The organism is Brevibacterium marinum, from assembly GCF_011927955.1.
GTDB lineage: Bacteria > Actinomycetota > Actinomycetes > Actinomycetales > Brevibacteriaceae > Brevibacterium > Brevibacterium marinum.
In genome coordinates this window covers 1,622,416-1,646,784 of record NZ_JAATJN010000001.1, presented here as the reverse complement: position 1 = coordinate 1,646,784, position 24,369 = coordinate 1,622,416, and the positions used below count along the sequence as shown (strand labels likewise).

General features: G+C 61.5%; 21 protein-coding genes. 7 read left to right on the top strand and 14 right to left on the bottom strand.

What is annotated here, in order from left to right:
• Positions 1-53: 53 nt before the first annotated feature.
• The 12 genes from BKA07_RS07230 to BKA07_RS07175 form a co-directional block, all read right to left on the bottom strand.
• Positions 54-2,714, bottom strand: a complete 2,661-nt coding sequence (locus BKA07_RS07230; protein WP_167950304.1) for a glycosyltransferase family protein — start codon at positions 2,712-2,714, stop codon at positions 54-56.
• A gap of 110 nt (positions 2,715-2,824) precedes the next feature.
• A complete protein-coding gene (locus BKA07_RS07225) occupies positions 2,825-4,948 on the bottom strand; it encodes an acyltransferase family protein (RefSeq protein WP_167950303.1) in 2,124 nt (707 codons plus the stop codon).
• A gap of 87 nt (positions 4,949-5,035) precedes the next feature.
• Complete coding sequence (locus BKA07_RS07220) at positions 5,036-5,959, bottom strand: glycosyltransferase family 2 protein (RefSeq protein WP_167950302.1); 924 nt, start codon at positions 5,957-5,959, stop codon at positions 5,036-5,038.
• Positions 5,956-6,786: a CDP-alcohol phosphatidyltransferase family protein gene (locus tag BKA07_RS07215; RefSeq protein ID WP_167950301.1), complete on the bottom strand. Its 831-nt coding sequence runs from the start codon at positions 6,784-6,786 to the stop codon at positions 5,956-5,958. Before BKA07_RS07215 ends, BKA07_RS07220 begins: the two co-directional genes overlap by 4 nt.
• A 118-nt stretch (positions 6,787-6,904) precedes the next feature.
• Complete coding sequence (gene tagD / locus BKA07_RS07210; protein ID WP_167950300.1) at positions 6,905-7,294, bottom strand: glycerol-3-phosphate cytidylyltransferase; 390 nt, start codon at positions 7,292-7,294, stop codon at positions 6,905-6,907.
• Positions 7,295-7,457: 163 nt separating this feature from the next.
• Entirely contained in the window at positions 7,458-8,720 is a 1,263-nt protein-coding gene (locus tag BKA07_RS07205; RefSeq protein WP_167950299.1) for a CDP-glycerol glycerophosphotransferase family protein, read from the bottom strand.
• Between the two features lie 250 nt (positions 8,721-8,970).
• Positions 8,971-10,731 carry a glycosyltransferase gene (locus tag BKA07_RS07200; RefSeq protein ID WP_167950298.1) on the bottom strand — a complete coding sequence of 587 codons (1,761 nt, stop codon included), beginning with the start codon at positions 10,729-10,731 and terminating at the stop codon, positions 8,971-8,973.
• A gap of 253 nt (positions 10,732-10,984) precedes the next feature.
• Positions 10,985-12,649 (bottom strand): class I adenylate-forming enzyme family protein, encoded by a 1,665-nt coding sequence (locus BKA07_RS07195; protein ID WP_167950297.1) that lies wholly within the window; start codon positions 12,647-12,649, stop codon positions 10,985-10,987.
• A 70-nt stretch (positions 12,650-12,719) separates the two neighbouring features.
• The gene (locus BKA07_RS07190; protein ID WP_167950296.1) at positions 12,720-12,944 is read right to left on the bottom strand and encodes a DUF2795 domain-containing protein; all 225 of its coding nucleotides are present in this window, start codon (positions 12,942-12,944) and stop codon (positions 12,720-12,722) included.
• A gap of 49 nt (positions 12,945-12,993) precedes the next feature.
• Complete coding sequence (locus BKA07_RS07185) at positions 12,994-13,656, bottom strand: PepSY domain-containing protein (RefSeq protein WP_167950295.1); 663 nt, start codon at positions 13,654-13,656, stop codon at positions 12,994-12,996.
• Positions 13,657-13,906: 250 nt separating this feature from the next.
• On the bottom strand, positions 13,907-14,479 hold the full coding sequence (locus tag BKA07_RS07180) for an ATPase (protein WP_167950294.1): 573 nt from the start codon (positions 14,477-14,479) through the stop codon (positions 13,907-13,909).
• Complete coding sequence (locus BKA07_RS07175) at positions 14,479-14,835, bottom strand: TA system antitoxin ParD family protein (RefSeq protein WP_167950293.1); 357 nt, start codon at positions 14,833-14,835, stop codon at positions 14,479-14,481. Before BKA07_RS07175 ends, BKA07_RS07180 begins: the two co-directional genes overlap by 1 nt.
• A 211-nt stretch (positions 14,836-15,046) precedes the next feature.
• On the opposite strand from BKA07_RS07175, the gene BKA07_RS07170 reads away from it, so the two are divergent.
• Positions 15,047-15,862, top strand: coding sequence for a glycerophosphodiester phosphodiesterase family protein (locus BKA07_RS07170; RefSeq protein WP_167950292.1), 816 nt, complete (start codon positions 15,047-15,049; stop codon positions 15,860-15,862).
• A gap of 40 nt (positions 15,863-15,902) precedes the next feature.
• Here BKA07_RS07170 and BKA07_RS19895 read toward each other — a convergent pair whose 3' ends face one another.
• Positions 15,903-16,622 carry a DUF998 domain-containing protein gene (locus BKA07_RS19895; protein ID WP_425339350.1) on the bottom strand — a complete coding sequence of 240 codons (720 nt, stop codon included), beginning with the start codon at positions 16,620-16,622 and terminating at the stop codon, positions 15,903-15,905.
• 611 nt (positions 16,623-17,233) lie between these two features.
• On the opposite strand from BKA07_RS19895, the gene BKA07_RS07160 reads away from it, so the two are divergent.
• The 6 genes from BKA07_RS07160 to BKA07_RS07135 all read left to right on the top strand — a co-directional run bounded on the left by BKA07_RS07160 (position 17,234) and on the right by BKA07_RS07135 (position 23,258).
• A complete protein-coding gene (locus BKA07_RS07160) occupies positions 17,234-18,220 on the top strand; it encodes a malate dehydrogenase (RefSeq protein WP_167950290.1) in 987 nt (328 codons plus the stop codon).
• A 98-nt stretch (positions 18,221-18,318) separates the two neighbouring features.
• Entirely contained in the window at positions 18,319-18,912 is a 594-nt protein-coding gene (locus BKA07_RS07155) for a helix-turn-helix domain-containing protein (RefSeq protein ID WP_167950289.1), read from the top strand.
• Between the two features lie 54 nt (positions 18,913-18,966).
• Positions 18,967-19,506 (top strand): (2Fe-2S)-binding protein, encoded by a 540-nt coding sequence (locus BKA07_RS07150; protein ID WP_209043892.1) that lies wholly within the window; start codon positions 18,967-18,969, stop codon positions 19,504-19,506.
• On the top strand, positions 19,503-20,531 hold the full coding sequence (locus BKA07_RS07145) for an FAD binding domain-containing protein (RefSeq protein WP_167950288.1): 1,029 nt from the start codon (positions 19,503-19,505) through the stop codon (positions 20,529-20,531). Before BKA07_RS07150 ends, BKA07_RS07145 begins: the two co-directional genes overlap by 4 nt.
• Positions 20,524-22,596, top strand: coding sequence for a xanthine dehydrogenase family protein molybdopterin-binding subunit (locus tag BKA07_RS07140; protein WP_167950287.1), 2,073 nt, complete (start codon positions 20,524-20,526; stop codon positions 22,594-22,596). Before BKA07_RS07145 ends, BKA07_RS07140 begins: the two co-directional genes overlap by 8 nt.
• Positions 22,593-23,258 (top strand): nucleotidyltransferase family protein, encoded by a 666-nt coding sequence (locus tag BKA07_RS07135; protein WP_167950286.1) that lies wholly within the window; start codon positions 22,593-22,595, stop codon positions 23,256-23,258. The genes BKA07_RS07140 and BKA07_RS07135 overlap by 4 nt, the downstream gene beginning before the upstream one ends.
• On the opposite strand, the gene BKA07_RS07130 is transcribed toward BKA07_RS07135, so the two are convergent.
• Positions 23,188-24,354, bottom strand: coding sequence for an XdhC family protein (locus BKA07_RS07130; protein WP_167950285.1), 1,167 nt, complete (start codon positions 24,352-24,354; stop codon positions 23,188-23,190). The two genes, BKA07_RS07135 and BKA07_RS07130, sit on opposite strands and share 71 nt — an antisense overlap.
• Positions 24,355-24,369 lie beyond the last annotated feature (15 nt).

The following is a 24,369-nucleotide window of genomic DNA, read 5'->3' as shown; positions in this document are numbered from 1 at the left end:
TGCTTGTTTCCTTCCTCAGTTCCCACTTGTGTCATCCTTGACTGCAACTCGTATCAAGTAGGCAATGCCATATGGCCGTGATGGCGAGTTTGACGACGCCAGTTCACGATCTTTGGGCTGTCGGCAGTCTCCCACTGCGCCCGAACATTCCACTGATCATCAAGGTCGGTGTATCGTCCGCCGACGGCGATCAGAATCGAGTCAACATAGCTGGTGCCGGCTGTCTTCAACAGTCCGACCACTCGTTCCACCGCGCCTTCATTGCGCAATTGGGCAAGGTTGAGCACCGAGACCTGTGGATCGAACAGGACGAAGTCCTCATTCAGGGTGCTGTGGCTTGCGAACACGAAGTCGAGTGCGCCGACATGGTCGTCGTTGAAAGCACTGGCGACCCGCCGCATCAGAGTCAGACCGCTGGTCCGCCCCTTCCTCACATCTCTCTTCGCGCCGAGGAGAGTATCTCCCAGGTCTGTGGCTGCGAGATCGGCGACGTCCGCAGTGACTTCTGCGGAAGCAGGAAGAACTACAAGGCGCTCGTGCTCGCTGAACAGATCGGGCAGAAGCGCCTGCACGAGTCCCTCCGAATCCTTGACACCTGGGTATGACACAGGGTCAAGAACGTGGAGCGATCCGTTATTGAGCTCGGCCCCTATCTCGTCAACGCTCTTTGCGGTCAGGGTTCCGTGCGCCATCCATATCCGATACCGGCCTGAAGCATAATCGTCGATGGACTTCGCAGTGGCCGAGACCTGGGGCTCTTCGCCGTTGCTCACCGAAAGATAGATATCAGTCGTGTCTGTCTCGGGACGAACGCGATCGACCGCTTCGAGTGCCGAATCAATGTCCGAACGTGAAGCGTCGGGCAACTCAGCCTGTGCGAGGTATTCGTCTGCGACAGCCATTTCGTCGGCAGTGATCTCTGCCCACTTCCCATAGACCTCATCCTCCGGAGCTCCTGTTGCGATGAGGGGCATCAGCACGGAGAGTTTGTCGAGAATTCCGTCGCGGATGGCATCGAACTCGACGTCATTGATTCCATACAACCCACCGAAACGGGAATCGGACTTGTTCTTGGGTTCGAATTCCACTTCGGCGCCCACTGACCGTGCTGGCAGGTTGGCGTGCAGACGAGACGTCAGCACGCGCGAGTACTTGTACGCGTAATCCGCGACCCAGCTACGCGCCAGTTCGAGATTCTCTGGGAACGATTTGTCGCGAATCGCGGTAACCGTCTGCTTCTTCTTCGGCCCTTTGCCGCCCTTCAACCAGTCGATGCGCAACGTTCCGGAGCGACGATCGGGTTCGGGTCTGGGGAAGAGCGTATCGATCGTGGTGGTCAGACATCCTGAGAAGAAAGCCGGAACTCCGACAGCACGAAGCACGGCTACCGACTGCCAGTCACGGCACCCGACAGGACCGTATTTCTTCAGATAGGCGATGGCGTCAGGGGTGAGCATTTCGGGATACCGCACGAACACCGAGAGCAAGATTGGACGCAGGTTGGGATGGAATGGGATGTTAAACGACTTTCCGAAGATGTCGTGCATGTACCATCCGAAAGCGATGTACCACGTGTCTTCTGGAATATCTTGGTAGACGTTGCCGTCGCGGTAGACCTCGACCAGATTGAGTTCGGCACCGGGACCAGAATACTGACGCTCGGGCTTGACTGACTTCCGAAGCTTCGCGAAGAGGGCGGTAAGGCCTCCGTCTCCCGTGAAGCTGAGGTTCTCATACCTCAGCAAGTGCCCGATCGAGGCGATCGTCTGAATGTAGTCGCCGATATTGCGCGAACGGATTCCCGGCTGATCGTAGCTGAGAATACCGAAATTGCGCTTGCCCTCCGTCGTCGGAAGCGGCTCGCGATGAAGTCCGCCGGGAAGCCAGTCACGCATGCGACTGAGTTCATAGTGGACTTTGGGGTCGAGACTGTCTTCTCCGTGCGGGAGACGGTCGTCAATGAGGGTGCGGACATGCTCGAAGGCATCGATGCAGAAAGCGGATTCTGCAGTGCGCAATACCGCTTTAGCGCTCCACTGCTCTGTGTCACCTGAGGAATTCGACTCTTCGATCAGCGACAGCGCCTGATTGCCGAGCGTATCGATGGCAGTCGGGTAGTACTCCGCAGCTGCGGAGATGATGAGTTCGCGATCATTGACCCGCTCGAATTCTGCCCAGGCAATGTCCGCATCCGATGAGCGATGGTAAGCCATGCCCAAGAGAATTCGACCGATCTGTTCGTGCTCTGGGCGTTGCCGCAAGTTCAACCCTATCGACACCAGCTCACCGTGCAGCTGTGCGTCAATCATGGCCCTTCCTGCTTCGACCATGGACGCTCCGAGGGATGATCCGCTGATCAGACCTTCGGCCAGGAGGGAATCAGCCTTCAGCCGAGCCAGCTGACGCGTTTTGGCGTCCACTTCCGTCTTCCTCGGCGCGACCGTCTGTCCATCGACGTTGTCGCCTGTGCGGCCCTTCAGCATAGAAGCCAGGCTCAGATAAGACCGCGCGGTGTCGGCCGCGATCTTCTTGGCGTTGGCTTTCGACTTCGGCAATTTGTTCGTGTCACCGGCTCTGCGCTCACGAACGTACTTCGTGCCAGACGCCCGTTCGACGACCGGAAGTGCCCGACGAGCGACGCCATGGACGACTGGCTTCACCAGCTCTCTTCCTTTGCTGATGAAGCGGCTGTCGGCTTTTCGCTGCTTGGTCACTCGTCTAGTCCTTTGGCAGAAGGGTCGGAGGTCAATCGATTATAACGTTTGGGTAAAGTCGCGATATCCAGTGTGGACGTTCGGCGGTCAGGAATCCAGCGGGTTCTGTCTTAGTCGAAGGTGTCCAAACCACTCCGACGGAGTCTGTCATCGAACTGGGGAGCCAGCGTCTTGGCATATGTGGCAGTGATGTGAGCGGTATCGAAATAGGTGATGACTCCTCCGATCACCGGTTCGCACCTGCCATCCGGACAGAACCAGTCTTCCGGATAGATGATTGACAGATTCTTCGAATCCATTGTCCTCGCCGACGCAGCGAGGGGGTCCATCCAGTGCCAGGATTCCGGAGTTCCCGAACACTTTTCGAGATCGTCCTCGTGTTTGGCTACGCAGTCGGGCACCTGGATGTCGTCCCCTCCCGGATATGGAGTGTCTCTGACCACCACGACATCCAGCTTCGCGTCGATCCAGCTCTGCAGTATCTTTCTGTGCCCTTCCGGCGCCTCCCTCTCGGTCTCTTCCCAAGACTTTCCATCAAGCGGTGTCGACTGTCGTTCGGAGGTGATCACTGCGTCGAATTCACCTGAGGTCGTGCGGTCCTCGACCCACTTGGAGTAGTCCTGACAGCCTTTGACACCTTCCGGAGTGCCCAAGTCCTGCGGCAGAGTGGAGATGCTGCAGTTCGACGCCAGGAAGGTTGTGATCGTCCAATCATTCTTCTCGGCCAATCGTTCCAAGGTCGGAAGCCAGTGGCCGGCGTGGGAGTTGCCGACGAGTGCCACATGTTTCTTGCCATCGCCATAGGTGCATTCGGGCCGATCCGTGTAGGGCTCGCTCGCCCAGCACCCGTCGGCGTAGGCCTTGGATTTGTCGTCCTTGGCCGCGGCTGGCTCCATCATCAGCGAATCCATATCATCGCACTTGGGGTTGTCCTTTGCGCTGGGAAGCAATGCTGCTGCGCCCAAACAGGAATCAGGGTCGTTCATTGCGATCTCGAGCTTGTCCTCGTTCTGCTCGACGATTCGGTCGGAGACCCACATCTGGCTCAGGCCGAGCGTGCTGACAAGTGCCATGGCAACGATCGCGAACCCGAATGTCCTCTTCGGGCTCCGCAGCAGTGACGTCTTTCGGAATCGGTTCTCCACCCACGTCGTCGACGCCCATGCGACCGCAAGCGAAAAGAGGATGATCACGGCTTTGTCCAGGCGGCCGAGGTTCTCCGTGGCGCCCACCTTCTCCGACAGGTAGGGAACTAGGACGATGAGCGGCCAATGCCAGAGATAGACCGAATACGAGATATCGCCCAAGAACTGTGCAGGACGCAACGACAGCAGCGGGAGAACAGAGTAACGTCCTCGAGAATCAGCCAGAATGACCAAGGCCGTTGAGACCACCGGAACGAGGGCGATGTAGCCAGGGAACGGCATGTCCGCACGAATGAGGAATGTACCTGCGACGATTCCTGCCAGGCCGGCCCAGCCGACCAGTGAGCTGAAGGGAAGTCGCTTCGGTCGAACGTAGATGACGAAGACCGCGACGAGTCCGCCAGCAGCGAGTTCCCACATGCGGGTCGGAGTGATGAAGTAGGCCATGGCCGGCTGCACGACCGTGTACCACACGGAGAAGATGAGCGACGCGATGAAGATGCCGACGACAGTGAATCCCACTACCGTTCGAGCCCGTTTGATCTTTGCACCGAGCAGGAACGCCAGCCCGATGATCACGGGCCAGACGAAGTAGAACTGCTCTTCGACCGACAGGGACCAGAAGTGCTGGACCGGGGACGGCGCATTGTCTGCGGCGAGATAGTCGACGCTGGAGTTCGCGAAGTCCCAATTGACCACGTATAGGGCAGCAGAGAAGATCTGGCGCCCCGTATCGACCCAGATCGATTGCGGTGCCACCAGAAAAGTGGACACCCCGACGAAGAAGAGAACCAGCAGCGATGCCGGCAGCAACCGTCTGATTCGGCGGGCCCAGAAATCTGCCACGTCTCGCCAATTCTTCGGCGGAGATTTGATGAGGTGGCTGGTGATGAGGAAGCCGGAGATGACGAAGAAGACGTCGACGCCGATGAATCCACCCACGAAGCGATTCGGCCACAGATGGTAGAGCAGGACGATGCCAACGGCTAAGGCACGGAGCCCCTGAATATCGGCTCGGAATCCGGGCCTGTTTGGCTTGGAGTCCGGGCTCTTCGATGTGGCTTCTGCCCCGTTTACGGTCAACTGCATGTATCAATTCCCAAGCTGTTCTCGGTCGGTTCGATCAGGCCCACCGCGGTCCCTGTCATTCCTCGTGTCAGCCGAACGCTATTCGGCTCAGACGATGGGCGGGCGTCCGTGCCGTGACATTCGCAGCACACCCTTGCCTGAGAGCTTCCGTCGGTCTTCGTCGACGTTCCAGGGGTCGAGTCTCCAACCGGCTCGCCACCCCTCCATCCACGCTCTGAGTTGGTGGGGCTTGTTCGCCCACTTCACACACTGCATCAGCGTCCATGAGCCGACGTAGGCCCAGCTGAATGGCCAAGGCAGGTTTCGCCGGGCCAGCCAGACGCGGTTTCTTGCATTCATGTAGAAGTACTCGTCGTGTCGTCTGGGATCGATCACGGGATGCGCGACGGCTAGGTCACCCATGTACCAGACGATGTAACCCGCATCCCACACTCTCCACGCCAGTTCGATGCCTTCGTGGGCATACCAGAATGGCCCAGGCCAGCCGCCGCATTCGTCGAAGGCCTTCCGCTGCATGCAGACGGCCCCCTCCCAGACTGAGAAGACGTTGGAGGAATGCTCCGCTTCGCCCTTCTTCAATCGTGGGATCCACCGTTTCGGTGCATCCGGTCCGCCGGGCTCCTCGACTCGAGGTTGGATGAGCCCGATCTTCGGCTTCGTGCGCATAAGCTGTGCCATGCGCATCAGGGTGGTGTCATCTGGCAGCCAGGCATCGTCATCAAGGAAGAACAAGAACTCGCCGCTGACGTGTGGAACGCCGGCGTTTCGCCCAGCGGGAATACCCAGGTTCTCTGGCAGTCCAAGCGTCTTGACCTCGGGGGGAATGCCCTCGGGTTCCCACCCGTTGCCGACGCACACGACGTCGAGTTCGACGCCCTTCTGCGCAAGCAGTGATTTGAATCCGCGATTGAGATCGTCCAGACGCTTGCCCTGGGACAGAACGACCACGCCGAACGAGTATCTTCGGCTGCCTTCGAAGCGTTGAGAGAGGATACGAGACGTGTCGCTCATGACAGTCTCCTCGACGCCATGATCGACATGAAATGTCCGATGACCGACAACAGGCACAACGGCGCCAGAGCCAGAACCAGCCACCGTTCCCCGAACAGAGGAGCTCCATCGACCGATGTCGCAATGACAGTTGCGATGCTGGATGCCAATGCAAGGAGCGACATCTCAACAGAATGATAGATGCGGTGGAATGGAACGAACCGAGCGGCTCTTTTGAGCTTCGCAATGAGACCGGGGTTCAGAGCGGTTGCTGCTTGGGAATCGGCGAGTTTGTCGAGACCGTTGAATGCTCTCGACACATGAACCATATCGTTGAGCGCCTTGTTCAGCAGAACCAAGCCAGCCAATACCGTCCCGGCAAGAAGATAAGGGTAGGTCCCTGCGGGATCGTCGCCGAGGTTGTTCCATTCGCCCACAGCCCGCACTCCCAAAGCTACAGCGACCAGTCCCTCTGTGGTGTAGTGGCCCACTTTGTCGAGGAAGACACCCTTGGCTCCGCTGGTGCCGCGCCACCTGGCTACTTCACCGTCGCAGCAGTCGATGTACATCTGAACCTGAGAGAAGAACACCGCCAGAACTGCTCCCCAGATCCCAGGAATCAGCAGACTGGCAGCAATGCACCAGCCCGCGAGGATCATCAGGCCGGTTACTCCGTTGGCACTGATCCTCGTCCGTACGAGGAGCATCGTGAAATAGATCGAAATGTGCCTGAGATAGAGTTGCGCACTCCAGTGCTCTGCATTCTTCCGACTGCGGACTTCGATGGGCTGAGCCTTGGCCCGAAGCTCGGACAAAGTCGGGTGACTCTGCGGTTCGCGTGTGGACACACCCGCTCCTCTCTGCTTCACGGCCAGAATTGATTGTTGTGAGGGATTCTACTTTCGGCACATTCGATGCCCCTGAGAACGCCTGGGGATGCATCGCGCACCGGTGGCAGCTGAAGAATCAGGATTTGCCGAGTTCGGTCTTGATCCGTGTCGTCGAGATCTCGGGCGTGCGGGGCAGGTATACGACTTCGCATTTATCTTTGAGGAAATCGAACTTGCCTTCCCAGTCGTCACCCATCACGAAGGTGTCGATATGGTACTTCTCGACGTCAGTGACCTTCTGCTCCCAATTGTCCTCCGGGATGACGAGGTCCACATAGCGGATCGCCTCGAGCATGTGCTTGCGTTCCTCATATGAGAAATAGCACTGCTTCCCCTTACCGGCGTTGAATTCGTCGCTGGAGAGCGCCACGACCAAGTAGTCACCTTGATCCTTGCACCGCTGCAACAGACGGATATGACCGTAGTGGAGCAGGTCAAAGGTGCCATAGGTAATGACTCGGCGCATCAGTCCTCATTTCATGCAGTCAGGGGCGCACGGCCCAGCGCGTCTGGACACAGGCATCTAAAGAATTTCATCGCAACTTTATCATTTTGTTACCTCAGATCCGAATTCATCGAGCCACTGGAAAGGATCCGAAACTCGCAGTAACAGTACGCGAACTGTCCATTCACAAACTGCCCGAAAGAGTCCGATTTCGCTCGGTGATGACCTGCTCGGTAGCGGAAATGAATCGACCGATCTGGTCTCCCGGGGCCGTGGCCCCCAGATAGTACTCACACAGCTGCTCAGCCGTCTCAGCAGAATCTTCGCGCTCAGTCAACAACTCAATGAGCTTGCCCTCTGAACCTTTGCCAACTGTAGGGGTGCGGTCCAGCAGCCCACCGGGCGGGACTATGGAATCGGAGTGGCAGGACTTGATCATCACCAGTGGTTTGCGAGTTGACAGCCAGTCGAAGGCAACGGATGACATCTCGGCCAAGGCGCGGTCAGCTACGCAGAATTGCCACGACACGTCCATCGTCGAGTCCAAGAAGCCTCGCGGATGTTCATCGATCATCGAGCAGACCTCGTCCAATGCCTTCTTGAAAGCACGGTCCCGCACCCCGGTTCGCGGGTGCGGACGGAACAGCACGCGATAGCCTGCCTCGAGCATCGCAGAGACGAACACGCCCCCATTATCGGCGAGCGTGCCGTAGGCCATTGAGGGAGAATCGCCCTCCCACGTCGGGGCATAGAATACTGTGGTCCCAGCGGGGGCCTGCCGATCGAAATCTCGCCACACCTGTGGAACCTCACGCGGACGGTCCAACTGCGGCCGACCGACATCCAGCAATCGCTCGGTGCTCATTCCAACAAGCGTTCGGCCAATGCGCTCTCTGGCTGCTTGTCCCGCTGTGAATACATAGTCGTAGGCCTTGAGTTGGTTGGAGATCATCGAGATCTTCTCGCTCTCGCCATGGCTGAGATGCACGTGCGCAGGCCCGGGGTAACGCAGTCCTTGAAAGTTTCCAGTGGCCTGATTCACATAGAAGACGAGGCGGAGCCGGTCCGAATTCATGAACTCGTCCACACCTGCCGTCAGTCGTGAGAATCGTACTGGAATCTCCGTGACCTCACGGAGGTGGCGGGCGGCGGCGATGTCTCTTGTCAGAATACCGAATGGCTGCTCGCCGTATCCGTGCTCGCGGAGTTTGGTCGCGAGTTTCTCCATTGGCCATAGCCACTGTTCAAGCTGGTAGACCGAATCGATGTCTGAGCCAAAGTAAGCTGCGGCAACGAAATCATCTGCAGCTTTCGGTCCGAACTCGTCACCAACTTGAAGCTCCTGCAGCCGACCGTTAAGCGTCCGAGAACCGCGTTTGGCTACGGTTCGTGCGAGGCGGACGCCCCTTTTCGTTCGCTGCGGCAGTTCGCCCGGCAAATTCGTCATAGCTCCATTGTCCACGGACAGATTCGAAGAGTCTGAGTCCGCCCCCAACGCCAGATCACAAACCGCGTTGTCAAAATGTCCAGACGCCCGCGTATTCAGCCACCCCACCGACGTGGCATCGAGACTCGGAACAACTCGACTGCACCGAAGTCCCCTTGCCAATGCAGAAACGTTCACTCAGGTCGTCATCCCCCGCTCTACTGCCGAACTGCTCGCAGAGATCGACTCGGCGTGGCCCTCTACACCGTACTCAAAATGAAGAAGTGTATGTGAGCTGAGTACTGGCCTCTTGAGGAGCAAGGATACGAGCGCTGAGGTTGCCATGTTTTGTCGTATACAGACTCAGCAGTTCGCTTGTGTTGCTGATATTCGAGTTCTCGCTCTTGATACGCGCTCTGTTGAAGCTACGGCCGGACACCAGATCCACCGAAAAATCAATGTAGCCAACAGGAATACTTGAGAATCGGCTCGTTGGAAGTGTCGCACGAACGACACCCTGGTCGTAGATCGCAGGGATTCTTCCGTAGAAATTGCCTGCGCGAGACTTCCAGGAAACGAAGACAATGTCCGGTTCGTACCCTTCGAGATCCTTAAGATCGACAACGAGATCTATGCTCTCACCGGTCGATGCCACTTCGCTGACTTCCGCGCGCAGTTGATCCAGACGCACAATGGGGTCGAACGACTGTTCGGCCAATACCTCGCCCCAGCGCTGAATGATGGGTGCCTCGTAGAAGTCCGCCGCTCGAGCAATTGCAGCGCGGCGCATGTTCTGCACCTCGTCTTCGGGCATGGAGAGGAATCGCAGTATTGCCTGAGCCAGTGCGTCAACGTCTCCGGGTGGGACGACGAACCCGTTGACACCGTCTTCAATAATGTCGGCTGGTCCATAGTCCACGGCGTAGCAGATGGGAATGCATCCAGCCGACATGCTTTCGAGAACGACGAGTCCCTGCCCCTCGGAACGACTCGTGAGGAGGCTGAAGGCACTCGTATGGAAGCTGCTCTTCGCCCCCGGAGTGTGACCATGCAGTCGGACGGAATCTGTGACGCCGAGGCTGTCGATGAGGTGTGTCAGCTCCTGCCGATCCTCACCTTCGCCGTAGATATCCAGCGTGACGTTTGGTGCGTGAGCGGAAACCTTGCTCACCGCACCGACCGCGTGTTCGACTCGCTTCTGCGACACCAATCGAGCGACCATAGCCCCGTGTTCACGCACACGAGGTGTGGTCGGATCGCCTTTGAGGTCCTCTGTCAGGTTCGACACCGTTCTCAGTCGACCGGATGACAGTGCTGCCTCGTCCATGTCGTGGCGCTGCTGATCGGTGAGAGTGGTGACGATATCGAACGAATCAAGCTGCTTCATATACTGGATTTTCCCGGTGGTCAGTTCGCCGAAGTTGCTGCCATTGGGATTGCTCAGGAAATGGTTGTGCACGACTTGGCAGAGGACGACATTGTCGCGTCGGTAGTCGAAGACGAGCCCACCGGCGAAAGATGAGTCCGAGATCAGGTACGACGGTTTAGTCCCGATGACCACGTCGAGCCATGCCTGGTAGAGGGCGCGAGCAGTCGGCCATTGAGCGATGATGTTCTGCCTGCGATCGAAGAGGCTGATTCTTCTGCCTCCTCGTTTTCCGCGCTTGTTCATATCGAGGCGGTCGCTGAGCACGAGTGCGCCGTTGTCGTGATAGCGGTCAACTTGGAGATCATTCTCATCCGAATCCGTGCGGATCTCGGTCCATTCTGATCCGGTGCGGGCCAGGACGTCATCGGCCGCGGCTGGATCCACATCGGAGGTGCCGATCATCCGGCGCAGTTTCCGGTCCGACCAGGAGGTGAGGTCCTTCCAGATATTGCGTAGGTGCACACGGCGATCGATTCGCCCCTCAGCCCGGAGCTCTCGCTCTCGGTCCTGGTCCTTCAGTTCGGCGCTGAGCGTCAAGATCTCGACCTGCCGGTTGTCTTGCCGTGCAAAGACTGAGCTGCGCTCGAGGGCAACAGTCGTCATGCCTCCGAAGTCGTAGGAGATACCCCACGTGAGCGTGTAGTAATGCCCTTCAGGAAGTACACCCTTGTGGGGGAACCTGCGAGGGAAACGGCGGGGAAAACTGTGAGGATAGTTCAGTTGAAGTGACTGGGATTCGAGGGCGCTTCTCATAACCTAAACTATATATGTAGCCTCAGCAGGTTTTCGCCAGGGGCTTCTTCAATAGTTTTCAGCGTGGCGGAGCGCAGATTCCATCGAATCCCCGGCCCTCGGGTCAGTGGTGCCTTTCGACCAGCAGGAACTTCTGCACCTTGCCCGTCGTGGTCATCGGCAGGTCCTCGGCGCTGACCACGGACACGAAGCGCGGCACTTTGAAGGCCGCGAGACGGTTCCGGCAGTAGGCACGGATCTCCGACGAGTCCACGAGAGCATCGCCGTCCGGTACGACCCAGGCCGCTCCGACCTGGCCCATGAGTTCGTCTGGCACGCCCGCAACATAGGCCTGCTCGATTCCGGGGAGGGTCTTGATGACGTCTTCGACTTCTTTGGGTGAGACGAGCTCACCTCCGCATTTGTACAGATCGCGGGCACGACCGGTCAGCCGCAGATAGCCTGCGGAATCGACAGTGCCGAGATCGCCGGTTCGCAGCCAGTCACCGTCGAACATCGCCTCGTTGCGCTCCTCATCGTCGAAGTAGCCTCGGGAGACGATCGGACCGCTCACCGACAGTTCGCCCTCGGCTCCTGGCGACAACGGCGAACCCATCATCGGACTCACCGTGCGGTATTCGGCGAGCCTGCCCGTGCCGTCGATCGAGGCGACTCCCCCGAGTTTGAGCGTTCCGACGGTCTCAGACACTGTCTCCAGCGAGTCGCCCGGCAATGTCAGCGTGGTGGCGGCGGAGACTTCCGTCTGTCCGTAGCCAGTGAAGATCATCCGGGGTCTGAGCTCGGCCTGCACCCTCTCCCACAGCCACACCGGAGCAGGAGCGGCCGCAGAGAACACCGATTGCAGGCTCGATAGGTCATAGTCGCCCTTCGCCGCTTCCTCGACCAGACCAACGGTCATCGTCGGTACTGCAAGAATCTCGTTGACCCTGTGATCTTCGACGGCCTGGAGCAGAGTATGAGGGTTGAAGACCTGCCGAGGCAGGGCGGCACCGCCGGCGAACATCGACGCGAGCAGCCCTTCCACATACCCGAAGACGTGATACATCGGCAGCGCAAACGACACCCGCCACTCGTCGGCGAAGGTCCGATGGAAGGCCGACCCGTACGCACTCCGCAGCACCATATCGTGAGTGAGGGTGGCCGCGAGCGGATGACCGCTGGTCCCTGAGGTGAAGACGATGTCGCTGATCGAGTCGGGGTCCACTGGGGCAGAGTCGAAGCTCGGTTCACCGCGGCCGACGAATTCGGCCAGAGTGGTGCCGGATTCTCGGCCGCCATCAATGAGGACAACCTGTTCGAGGTCGGGCAGCTCGGACCCACCTCCGTGAGTCTCCCACCCGGGCGCGATCTCGTCGAGAGCTTCGACGAAGTCCGTCGCAATCGATCGGGCGACTGTGAAGAGGAACTTCGTGTGTGAATGCGCGAGTGCTGCCCGGAGCTCCTCGGCCCGGTATTGGAAGTTCAATGGAACAGCTACCGCTCCGATGCGGGCGATGCCGATCTTCAAGGCCGCGAATTCGGCACGGTTGTCCACAATCATCGCCACATTGTCGCCTCGCTCCACGCCACAGCGTGAGAGCTGAGAGGCGATCCGGCGGGAGGTCTCCGCCACGGTTGCGTATGTCAGTGATGCGTCATCGGTGATGATGAACGGTCGGTACGGGAACTGCTCGACGACACTGTCGAAGCATTGGGACAGCGACATCGGCTCCCATGGGCCCCAGCGTTCTTCAAGCACCTGCCTGCGATCGTCGATCGACTGTGCCATACGACCTTTATACTCTTCGCCCGCTGGAAGAACCAGACCCCTTCTTCAGCGGCTCAGCCGAACCGACGAGTCAGCGGTGAACGCCGCCGGGGGCATCACCTTCCGGCTCCTGCGGCACCGCCTCGACGACATCGTCTTTGTTTGCGTATTCTCGATCGGGCAGTGCATGCAGCGCCTCAAGCGTCTTCGGAGTCGCCGAGCGCTCGGTTGCGTAGTCGATGAGCTGAGCCTTCGAAGCGGGGAATTCCAGCCCCTGAAGTGCCTTCTCGGCGCGCAGTTCGTCTCGCGTGGTCATCTGAACCCTGCTTTCTCTTGGGGAATGGATGGTGGACGGGTCACGGTCGTCAGTCGACCATGACCTTCTTGGATTCGACGTCGACGGTGACTTCGGTTTCGGACCCGTTGTCGTCGAAGTCGAACTGATACTCGCGCTGGCCGTCGTCGTATTCGAGCTTCCAACCGGAGAGCCTGCCCTCCCCTTTGTCTTTGGCAAGGTCATACGCCTCGTCGTACGCCATCGGCGTTTTCAGATCGATGGACTTCTCCGCGTCATCACTGTCTTCCGACTCGTCTCGAACGACCTTGCCGGTATCGGCATCGACGACGACCTTATGATCGGTTGTGCCATCCATGATCTTGACGTCGTATTCCCATTTGCCGTCGTCCTCGTCATAGTCGAGTTCGACCGCATGCAACACACCGTCGTCAGCTTCGACCTTGTCCTGCGCCGTCTTGACGGCGTCCTGCGCCGAGGTGGCAGGAGACTTCTTACTCAGATCAGCATCCTTCGACAGCTGGGAGCCGGACTTCTCCGAGCCAGCTGCCGACTCCTGATCGCCGGCTGCCGATCCTTCACCGCTGGACTCCGTCTGATCAGCCGCCTGGCTGTCGGCGGGTGCCTGCGACTCCTGGGAATCGTCTCCTGAAGTGCCCGAGCAGCCGGTGAGAGCCAGCCCGATGCCGAGCACGCCTGCAACTGCAACATGCGACATTCGGTTCATCTTCATGCGGTCACGCTAACACTCGTCAATCAAGCTGGCTACAGCTCCTGGAACTCGGTCAGCGACTCGTGAACCGAGGGATGACGACAGCTCGCGCGGGGCCGGCGAGCGCGACGGAGCCGATCGTTCTCACCCCGCTCTCGTGCTCTCGCCTCCTCCGAGCAGAACACGCTCAAACCGGCCTATTCGAACACTCCCGATGACAACAGTCCAGACCGCCACAGCAAATATCTGAGGGACATGGCGAGAATTCCCGCTACTTGTCGTGGATCAGCGCCGCTGGGGTCCATCTCGGCCAGCTGGGAGTGTCAATGAGGTCGCCGTGCTCGAAGGACGCACAGAGACGGAACGGCTTGCCGGCACGGCTGTTGTCGAACACCTCTGCTTCGTCAGCGAGCCGAATCGCCTGATAGATGTGGCTCCAGAGCCTCTCATAGCGGTCACGGATCTTGTGTTCCGGAACATCATGCCCACCTCGGCACACCCGCTCGCGCACACGTTGCACGGTGAGCTCGACCGGAACCATGACCACGTGCAGGTGCACGAGATAGCCGGCGTCGACGGCATCGGAGACGAGGTCGATCTTGCTCGAATGCGAAAACACCGTTTCGGTGATGAATGATGAACCTTTAGCGATTCTTTCGCGGCGACGATCTTCGGCTATCTTCGCAGCGTCGTAGACGTGCTCGACTTGGGAGCTTGGCCACAACTCCGCTGCAATTTCGTCGGCATTGATGAACGGCAGACCAGTGGACGGCTCCAAGACGTCATGAACGTAGCTGGATCTCCCTGCGCCATTGGGCCCGCAGAGCAGATGAAGCACCGGCATCAGTCAGCTGAGCGGATGACAAGGTTGCCGTCCTCGTCGAGCTCGGAGTAAGACTCGCCTGCGGCAGAGAACTGCGAAGCGTAGTCGAGCGCTGCCCTGTGGGCCTTCGCGCGATCAGTCCACTCTTGGCGGACGATCGCCTGCTCCTGCTCGGCGAGATCATCATAGGAGATCGAACCTTCGAGGACGCGGACGACCTGACGATGGTTCACCTGAGGAGACATCTCCAATTCTCTCCCGATGCGCGCCCAGTGGGCGATCTGCTGAGGCACCGTCCGCGAGTTCACCCACGCGGCAGCAGAGGCAGACTCGTAGACGTCTGCCGGGAGGCGCGTCGGCTGGCTGTTTCTGGTCATGCAACAATTGTAGCACTGTGCTACTTGCCCGCCTGGGACGTCCGTGTCGGCATCGACGACGGAGCCGATCATTTTCGCCCCATTCTTCTGCTCTCGTCCCCCTGTTCACGTCATCGTCTCCGGGCGATCATCCGGTGACCGTAGCGTCGCGAACGTGACTACGACTGAGCAGAAGAAATTTCATCCACGTCCCTCCACGACACTCTCTGCCGTGGCACTCGCGATCGCAGTGATCGCTGGCACCGCAGCGGCACCAGCGTCCCCAACATCGGCCTCCGCTGGCCATGGCCCCCTCGAACTCGGCCCGGCCCACTCCACAGCACCCGATGAGGTGAGCGAGCTCGAGTTTCCCACCACGATCTCCCACCGAGGCGGCGCCGACGTCTACCCGGAGGAGTCCATGGAAGGATTCACCGCCTCGGCGAGGGACGGGTTCCTGCCCGAGATGGACATCCAGTTCTTGGCCGACGGCACCCCGGTGCTCATCCACGATGACACCGCCGACCGCACCCTCGACGGAGTCAGCGGCAAGGTCCGCGATCTCAGCCTCGAGGAGTGGAACTCGGCGAGGATCAAACATCCCAATGGCGGGCCCACAGCAGAGACGGTCACCCTCGACGAGGCGCTCGACGAACTCGGCGGCGAGGTCGTCATGGTGCCCGAGATCAAGCCCGGCGCCACCTCGGCGGAGGTCGACCAGGTCCTCGACGTCTTCGACGAACGCGGACTCGCCGACTCGCTCATCGTCCAGTCCTTCGACTTCGCAGCCGCGAAGACGATCGCCGATCGCGGCTACACCTCGCTCTACCTCACCGGGGCGACCCTGCCGACGGAATCGTTCGACGAGATCGCCGCTGCCGGCATCGAATGGGTCGGCCCCAGCAAGGATCTGCCCACCCGAGACCTGCGCAGACTCGACAAGGCCGGCTTCCACGTCGCGCCCTACACCCTCGAAACGTCGAAGGACGGGCACCGCCTGCCCGGCTGGATCGACGGCTTCTTCACCGACGACGCCTGGACGAACTAGCGCTTCGGCAAGTGGGGTTGGGTAGGCGCTTTGGCTACTGCTATAGATGAGGTTTGCGTGCAGGGAGGGCGTGCTCAGTGGACACCGTCCTTGAATGTCGAATCACGCGGAATAGTGAGTAACCCAGAACCGACAGGGTCAGAAACCACGGCCACAAGGCTATCCGTTCAAGTAGTCCGCCTCCGTGAGGTTCGTTCAGGCGAAGCATGAAAGCGAGAGCCCCAGCTAGGCAAATGATCCCGCCCAGTAGGCCAGCGAACGCGGCTACTCTCGACTGTTTACGTACAACCATACCTATCAGAAGCAGCATGAGTGGAAAAGTCAGAAACTGAGGGACAGCAACCAAAATATGCAGATTCAGGTCAAGGTCAACGGGCACGATCCCGGTCCCAACCATCGATAGACCTGAAAACACAGTCAAAATTGTTGCGCAGGCGCGAACCCACCCTGCAGGCATCCAAGGACGAAGCAGAAAGACACCAATGATCACAGCGACACCAGACGCCACTGTCGCCGCATTCATCAGCCAGCCAAGCGGAGAGCAAACAGGCACGCTACCAGCGGCATAGACAATCGTCCTGCAGGTCGAAGCCCCGGCCTCGCTCATGGTGCTGTCCATCATGCTATATGGCGTGCGCACCTGGCTCACTGCAATCAACTCGGCAACGATGCACAACGGTTGCAGAATCCACAGAACCGCACCCACCGTTCGCCGACGAGAGCGCGTCGGAACTGAACCACTGCGGAAACGACCCGACATAGCCATTCAACTCTCCAATGTTTCTTAAATCGCTCAGGTCTCCACAGCGGCCCGAGCGGCCACGTCGGTCGCTGTTCTCGTCGTCTTCTGTAGCCGCTGCCCGTCCCGTGCAGAGAGTCCTCGGACGAATACCTCGGGTTTCCTGGCCATCACAATCATCTCCACCACCCGTCTCACCTCCAGCACCAGTCTCGACGGCGAGGGCGCCGGAGCCAAGACCGACACGGTTATCTACCCGACCCCACTTGCCAAGGCACTAGCGGACTTCCGGCGGCGGCCGCGAGCGGAGCAGACACCCTGGTGGCCCCTTCGTGATGTCCACCGGAGGCGAGCCGATATACTCGATTCGTCACCTTTTCCTCTCTTGAGGAATTGCAGTGACCGTCCAACGCAGCGATGCAGCACAAGCGACCATGACGGGCCTCAACAAGGAAGTGGACTCCTCCTCATGCCGCGCGGCGTCCTCCTCACTGATGTGACGTTCACGGCGTGTTCACAGATGAAGAACGCCGTTGCTCACATTGATGCAGATGACCATGACCATCATCTGCACATGAGAGGACAGCCTGCATCGCCCGCGTCAATTCCCACCCAGCTAAGGAGCACAATCGATGAACATTCCCATCAAAGTCGCCGTCACCGGTGCGGCCGGTCAGATCGGCTACAGTCTCCTCTTCCGGATCGCCAGCGGCGCGCTTTTCGGCCCTCAGACTCCGGTTCAACTGCGCTTGCTGGAAATCACACCGGCACTGACTGCACTCGAAGGCGTCGTCATGGAGCTCGAGGACTGTGCCTTCCCCACTCTCGACTCGGTCGAAATCGGCGATTCGGCCGAGCACATCTTCGACGGTGCCAATCTCGCCCTCCTCGTCGGCGCTCGGCCTCGGTCTCAGGGCATGGAGCGCAGCGACCTCCTCGAAGCCAATGGTGCGATCTTCACCGCCCAAGGCAAGGCCCTCAACACAGTCGCCGCCGACGATGTGCGCATCGCCGTCACCGGGAATCCGGCCAACACCAATGCGCTGATCGCAATGCGCAATGCGCCCGACATCCCCGCCGAACGGTTCAGCGCATTGACCCGATTGGACCACAACCGCGCCCTCGCGCAGCTGGCCAAGAAGGCCGCGGTTTCGGTGGCCGACATCTCCAAGATGACGATCTGGGGCAATCACTCAACCACGCAGTATCCCGACATCTATCACGCAGAGATCGGCGGGAGGAATGCCGCCGAGGTCGTCGGTGACCAGTCCTGGATCGAGAACGATCTCATCCCGACGGTTGCCGGGCGCGGTGGCGCGATCATCGAAGCACGCGGGTCCTCCTCAGCGGCCTCCGCCGCCTCGGCGACGATCGACGCCGCCCATGACTGGCTGCATGGCACGCCCGAGGGCGACTGGGCCTCGATGGCTGTGGTCTCCGATGGCTCCTATGGGGTGCCCGAGGGGCTGATCTGCTCCTATCCCGTGACAACGTCGGATGGGAACTGGGAGATCGTGCAGGGACTGGAGATCAACGACTTCAGCCGCAGGATGATCGACGCCACGACGGCCGAGCTCGCCGAAGAGCGTGAGACCGTGACCGGTCTCGGTCTGATCTGAGATCGCGTCCCCGGGGCCACACCGATTCGGGGCCCGACGTCAACGACCTCGGGCGCTGATATTCTCAGCTTCAGATGATCCCGTGAGCGAAGGTATCCATGAGCGCCGAGAATGCCCTGCCGACTGCGGCTGATCCCAGTGTGGAATACATGGGTGCGTTCATCCACCGGCTGCGGGAATCGGCCGGGATGACGCTGGCCGATCTCAGCCGCGTCGCCGGGGTGAGTCAGGGGCTGCTGAGCCAGATCGAACGCGGTCGCGGCAACCCTGCATATCTCACGCTGCTCAAGATCGCCAAGGCCTTCGATGTGCCGGTCGGCAGGTTCTTCACCCTGGGTGAGGAGCCTGCCGACAATCGTGTGGTCCGCGCCGACAGTCGCCGACAGCTGCAGGTCACCGATCGCGGACTCGTCTACGAGCTGCTGACGCCGACGATGCACGGCGAGCTGCTGGTGCTCAAGGTCCGGGTCCCGCCCGGGTACTCCAACGAATCCGTCCCGTTCAACCATCACCGTGCCGAGGAGTGTCTGTTCGTCCTCGAGGGGGCCTGCTATTTCCAGGTCGGTGACGACGGGTATACGCTCGAGGTCGGCGACAGCATCACCTACTGGGGTGACCAGCCGCACTGGTTCCGCGTCATCGGAGACGCCGAGGCGGTCATCATCGCCACGATGACTCCCCCGGTGTTCTGAGTCCGCACAGCACCCCTTGTCTGCCTTGGGGCAGGGGCGTAGGTTTGACGCACGATGACAACGCTGTCTGGAGGCGCCTCCGTGGGATACTCGCTGCACATCACCGTCGACGGTCAGGATCATAACCTGGTCGTGGACCCGCGAACCACTCTGCTCGACGCTCTACGGGACCGGCTGGGGGTGATGTCGCCCAAGAAGGGCTGCGACCACGGGCAGTGCGGCGCCTGCACGGTGCTGGTCGACGGTCGACGATTGAACTCATGTCTGGCTCTGGCACTCTCCCATGAGGATGCTGACATCACCACGTCCGACGGGTTTGCCCCGGACGGTGAGCTCTCAGACGTCCACCGCGCCTTCCTCGACCAGGACGCCTTCCAATGCGGCTACTGCACCCCGGGCCAGGTCTGCTCGGCTGCGGGCGTGCTGCAGGAGGCGGCCGATGGTGCACCGAGCGCGGTGACCAAGGAGCTCAACGCTCCCCTCCGACTGTCCGACGAGGAGATCCGCGAACGCATGAGCGGCAATCTGTGCCGGTGCGGAGCCTACGTCAACATCGTCGCAGCCGTGCGTCAAGCCGCCGAGGAGACACGTTGAAGCCCTTCGAGTACAAACGTCCCGCCGACACCTACGAAGCCGTGGCGGTTCTCACCGAACACTCCGATGCCGTGTTCCTTGCCGGCGGCTCCAATCTCGTCGACCACCTCAAACTCGGCATCACCGAACCGGGTCTGGTCGTCGACATCGGTCGTCTCGACTTGACCGAGGTGGAGGCGCTCGACGACGGCGGGCTGCGGATCGGCGCGATGGTGCGCAACAGCGAAGCGGCCAACGACCCGCGTGTCCGCCGGGACTATCCGATGCTCTCGCGCGCACTCCTGTCGGGGGCCTCCGGCCAGCTGCGCAACGCTGCAACCATGGGAGGGAATCTGCTCCAGCGCACCAGATGCGTGTACTTCCAAGACAAAACCACTCCGTGCAACAAACGTGATCCGGGCTCCGGATGCTCAGCCATCGACGGGTACACCCGCTATCACGCGATCCTCGGCGCCTCTCCCACCTGCGTGGCAACGCATCCCTCCGATATGGCGGTCGCTCTGACCGCGCTCGACGCCACCATCATCGTGCTCGGACACCGCGGAGAACGCCGAATCCCGATCAGCGACCTCTACCGACTGCCTGGCGAACACCCCGAACGAGACACCGTCCTCGAACGCGATGACCTGATCACCGCCCTGGAGCTGCCACCGCCACACGCCGGGAGGTCGACGTATCGGAAGCTGCGCGATCGCGCTTCATACGCATTCGCCCTGGTGTCCGTCGCCGCTGAGATCGACGTCGACGCTTCCGGACCGGTGCCGGTCATCCGCGAGGCGGCTATCGCGCTGGGCGGCGTCGCGCACGCACCCTGGCGGGCCCACCGCGCCGAAGCCGTACTGCGCGGCGCCGAGGCGACCCGGGAGACGTTCCAACGAGCGGCAGATGCGGAACTCGAAGCGGCCGAGCCCTTGGAGGGCAACGCCTTCAAGATCCCGATGGCACGTGGTGCGATCACGACGGTCCTCGCCGAGCTGACCGACGCATCGGCGGCAGAGCCGGACACGGAGGAATCCCATGAGTGAACTGCTGAAGACCACCGCAATCGGCACCGATCCGGTGCGCCTGGACGGATCCGCCAAGGTCCGTGGCCTGGCCCCCTACGCGTACGAGCATCCCGTCGATGACCCTCTGTACCTCTACCCCGTGCAGGCAGAGATCGCCCGGGGACATGCCACGACCATCGACATATCTGCTGCCACGGGAGCCGACGGCGTGGTGCACGTACTCACCGCTGAGAACGCACCGCCGCTGCAGAGCACCGAGGACGGCGAGCTGGCGATCCTGCGTTCCAAGCAGATCGGATTCCGCGGACAATACCTCGGCGCCGTGATCGCCACCACCCCGGAACAGGCTCGACTGGCCGCAGACCTCATCACGATCAGCTACGTGGCAGACGACCACGATGTCGAACTGCGCGCGGACCACCCCGCATCCCGAACGCCCGAATCGGGCGGTGGGGACGTGGCCGTCGGCGACTTCAATGCTTCCTTCGCAGCCGCAGACATCACCATCGACAACAGCTACAGCACCCCCATCGAACACAACAACCCGATGGAACCGCACACCACGATCGCCCACTGGGACGGCAGTGAGCTGACCCTGTGGACCTCAACCCAGGGAGTCCACCCCACACGGTCCGCACTTGCGCCGATCCTCGGACTCGATGCCGAGCAGATCCGCATCGTGTCTCCACACGTCGGCGGCGGCTTCGGCTCCAAAGGCGTCCCCCACGCCGACATGATGCTCACCGCACTCGCGGCTCTGGCCATCCCCGGCCAGCCCGTGAAATACGCCGTGACCCGCCAGCAGATGTTCTCCATCACCGGATACCGGGCGCCCACCCTGCAGCACATCCGATTGGGTGCCCGCGCCGATGGCACCATCACCGCATTCGCCTTCGACGCGGTCTCCATGTCGTCACAGACCAAGGAGTTCCCGGAAGAGGCGACGAAGCCGGCTCGGATGATGTATGCCGGTCAGAATCGGCGACTCACACAACGAGTGGTCCCGCTGGACGTGCCGGTGCCGTCGTGGATGCGAGCGCCCGGCGAGGCCCCGGGCATGGTCGGACTCGAGATCGCGATGGACGAACTCGCCGTGGCCGGCGGCATCGACCCCATCGAGCTGCGCGTGCGCAATGAACCCGAAACCGACCCGGACACCGGTCTGCCATTCAATCGGCGTCGCCTCCTCGACTGTCTGCACGAAGGGGCGACACGGTTCGGCTGGGCCGATCGCAGCCCCCAGCCGCGCGGCCGACGTGAGAACGGCTGGCTCATCGGCATGGGCGTCGCCGCTTCGACCTATCCGGCGGGCCGGCAGCCCGGGTCGGTCGCACGGATCCGCCGAACCTCCGACGGCTACCAGGTGGGGATCGGTGCTGCGGACCTCGGCACAGGCACCTGGACGGCACTGACGCAGGTCGCGGCCGACTCCCTGGGTGTGCCCCTCGATCGGGTGGACCTGCAGATCGGCGACACCGCTCTGCCGAATGCGACAGTCGCGGGAGGCTCCACGGGCCTGGTGAGTTGGGGCGCGGCGGTCATCGCTGCCGCCGAGGCCTTCCGAACCGAACACGGCGACGATCCGGTGCCCGGCTCCGAGGCTCAAGGTGAGGCGCAGGCGAATCCGGCGGCCGAGACATTCGCGATGCACTCCTTCGGCGCTCAGTTCGCCCAGGTCCGAATCCACGAGGCCACAGGTGAGATCCGCATGGAGCGCATGCTCGGAATCTTCTCCGCAGGACGCATCGTCAACCCGCGCACGGCGCGATCGCAGTTCATCGGCGGTATGACGATGGGCCTGGGCATGGCGCTCCACGAGAAGGGCGAGCTCGACCCCAGGTTCGGACACGTGATCAACCATGACCTGGCCGAATACCATGTTCCCGTCAATGCCGACGTGCCCGACATCGAGGTGTCATGGCTCGACGAGAACGACCCCCACGCCGGTGTTCTGGGGGCCCGAGGCATCGGAGAGATCGGCATCGTGGGCGCAGCGGCCGCCGTCGCCAACGCGGCTTTCAACGCCACCGGCGTGCGGGTACGGGATCTGCCTGTGTTCGGGGATGCGTTCCTGCCGCAATGATTGCAGCAGATCCCGCCGGCCTCGTGCTCGCCGCCGGGGCCGGACGCCGCCTCGGTCTCGGTCCGAAGGCACTGCTGGAAGTCGACGGTCGTCCGCTGATCCGCTCGGTCGCAGAGGCGCTGCTCTCCGGTGGTTGTACCGACGTCACGGTGGTCACCGGTGCCTACGCGGACGAGGTCGTCGACATCGTCACGGGCCACTCGCACATACACGTGGCGCATAACCCCGACTGGGCCGCGGGCATGGGAGCATCGCTGCGGTGCGGTCTCCGAACGATCGGCCCGGACCGCACCATCGTGGTCATGCCGGTGGACCATCCGGGGATCAGCGCTGCGGAAGTCCAACGCGTCATCGCCGCCCATCGGCCCGGCGGCATCACGGCAGCTGCCCACCGGGATCCACTGGGGCGAGCGCGCCGTGGGCATCCCGTCCTGTTCGACGCGGAATGGACCGCCGCGGCGGCCACCGCCGCATATGACGACGTCGGTGCTCGTGAGCTGCTGGCCGCCCACAGCGACATCGTCACATCGGTCGACTGTTCCGACCTCTCCGACGGCGGCGACATCGATGTGCCCGCCGACCTGACTCGCCTCACCGGCGACGGCAGCCGATTGAGCTCGGTCGGCGCGGATTCCGATGCAGCTCCGCGTTGCCGCGGCTGAGCGGCTCGATCTCTGTGTGTCCACCACGGACGGCCAGCATCTCCGCGAGGATCGACACTGCCACCTCGGCGGGTGTCGCAGCGCTCAATCCGAGGCCGATGGGAGAGTGCAGCCGCGCCAGCTCGGCCTCGTCCACGCCCGCCTCCCGCAGTGCGCTGCGCCGGTCACGATCGCTGCGTCGTGACCCCATCGCGCCGACGTACGCGACGTCGAGACCGAGGGCAACGACCAGGGCCGGGGTGTCGACCTTCGGATCGTGGGTGAGAACACAGATCATGCTCCGTGCATCCAGATCGCCGGCTTCGGACGCCTCGGTGAGGTAGCGGTGGGGCCATTGGCGGAGCACCTCGGCGCCGGGAAACATCTTTGGATCGGTGAATGCCGGGCGCGGGTCGCACAGGGTGATGCGGTGGCCCAGCGGCCCGGCGGCTTCCACCAGCGCCCGCCCGAAGGCATTGGCACCGAAGATGACCAGGTGCGCGGGCGGGGTGCGGGTTTCGACGAACAGATCGATCGGTTCGTCGTCGGGGGCTGCGATGCGCACTGTGCCGGTGGACCCGCCGCGTATCATCGCCGAAACGTCGCGCACCGCGGAGTCGAGGGCCGACGGCCCCACGATCGGTTCGAGGGTGCCGCTGAGCGAGACGTCGGCCTCGTGGCCATCGTCGGTTCCGATCACGGCGGCTCCGGCGGACCGGTCGCCGTCGGAGGAGGGAAGGCGCAGCACCACCGCGGTCGCGGCACCGTGTTCAGGCACATGCATCAGAGCGGACTCTGCGGCGAGGGGCTGCACCAGCACGTCGATGGTGCCACCGCACATCAGCCCGACCGCGAAAGCGTCGTCATCGCTGTAGCCAAATCGCTGCACAGTCACGTTCCCGGTGCTGAGAGTCTGCAGGCAGGCATCGAGCACAGCGGCCTCGACGCATCCTCCCGTCAGCGAGCCGTGGACCGTGCCGGCGGCTTCGACGAGCATGGACGTTCCGATCGGACGTGGCACCGACCCCTCGGCCGCGATGATGGTCGCGATCGCGGCCTCCTGCCCTGCCTCCGAGTCGGCGAGCAGGTGCCGTGCGGTGGTCAGGACGTCCAGCATGTTCCAGAGCCTATA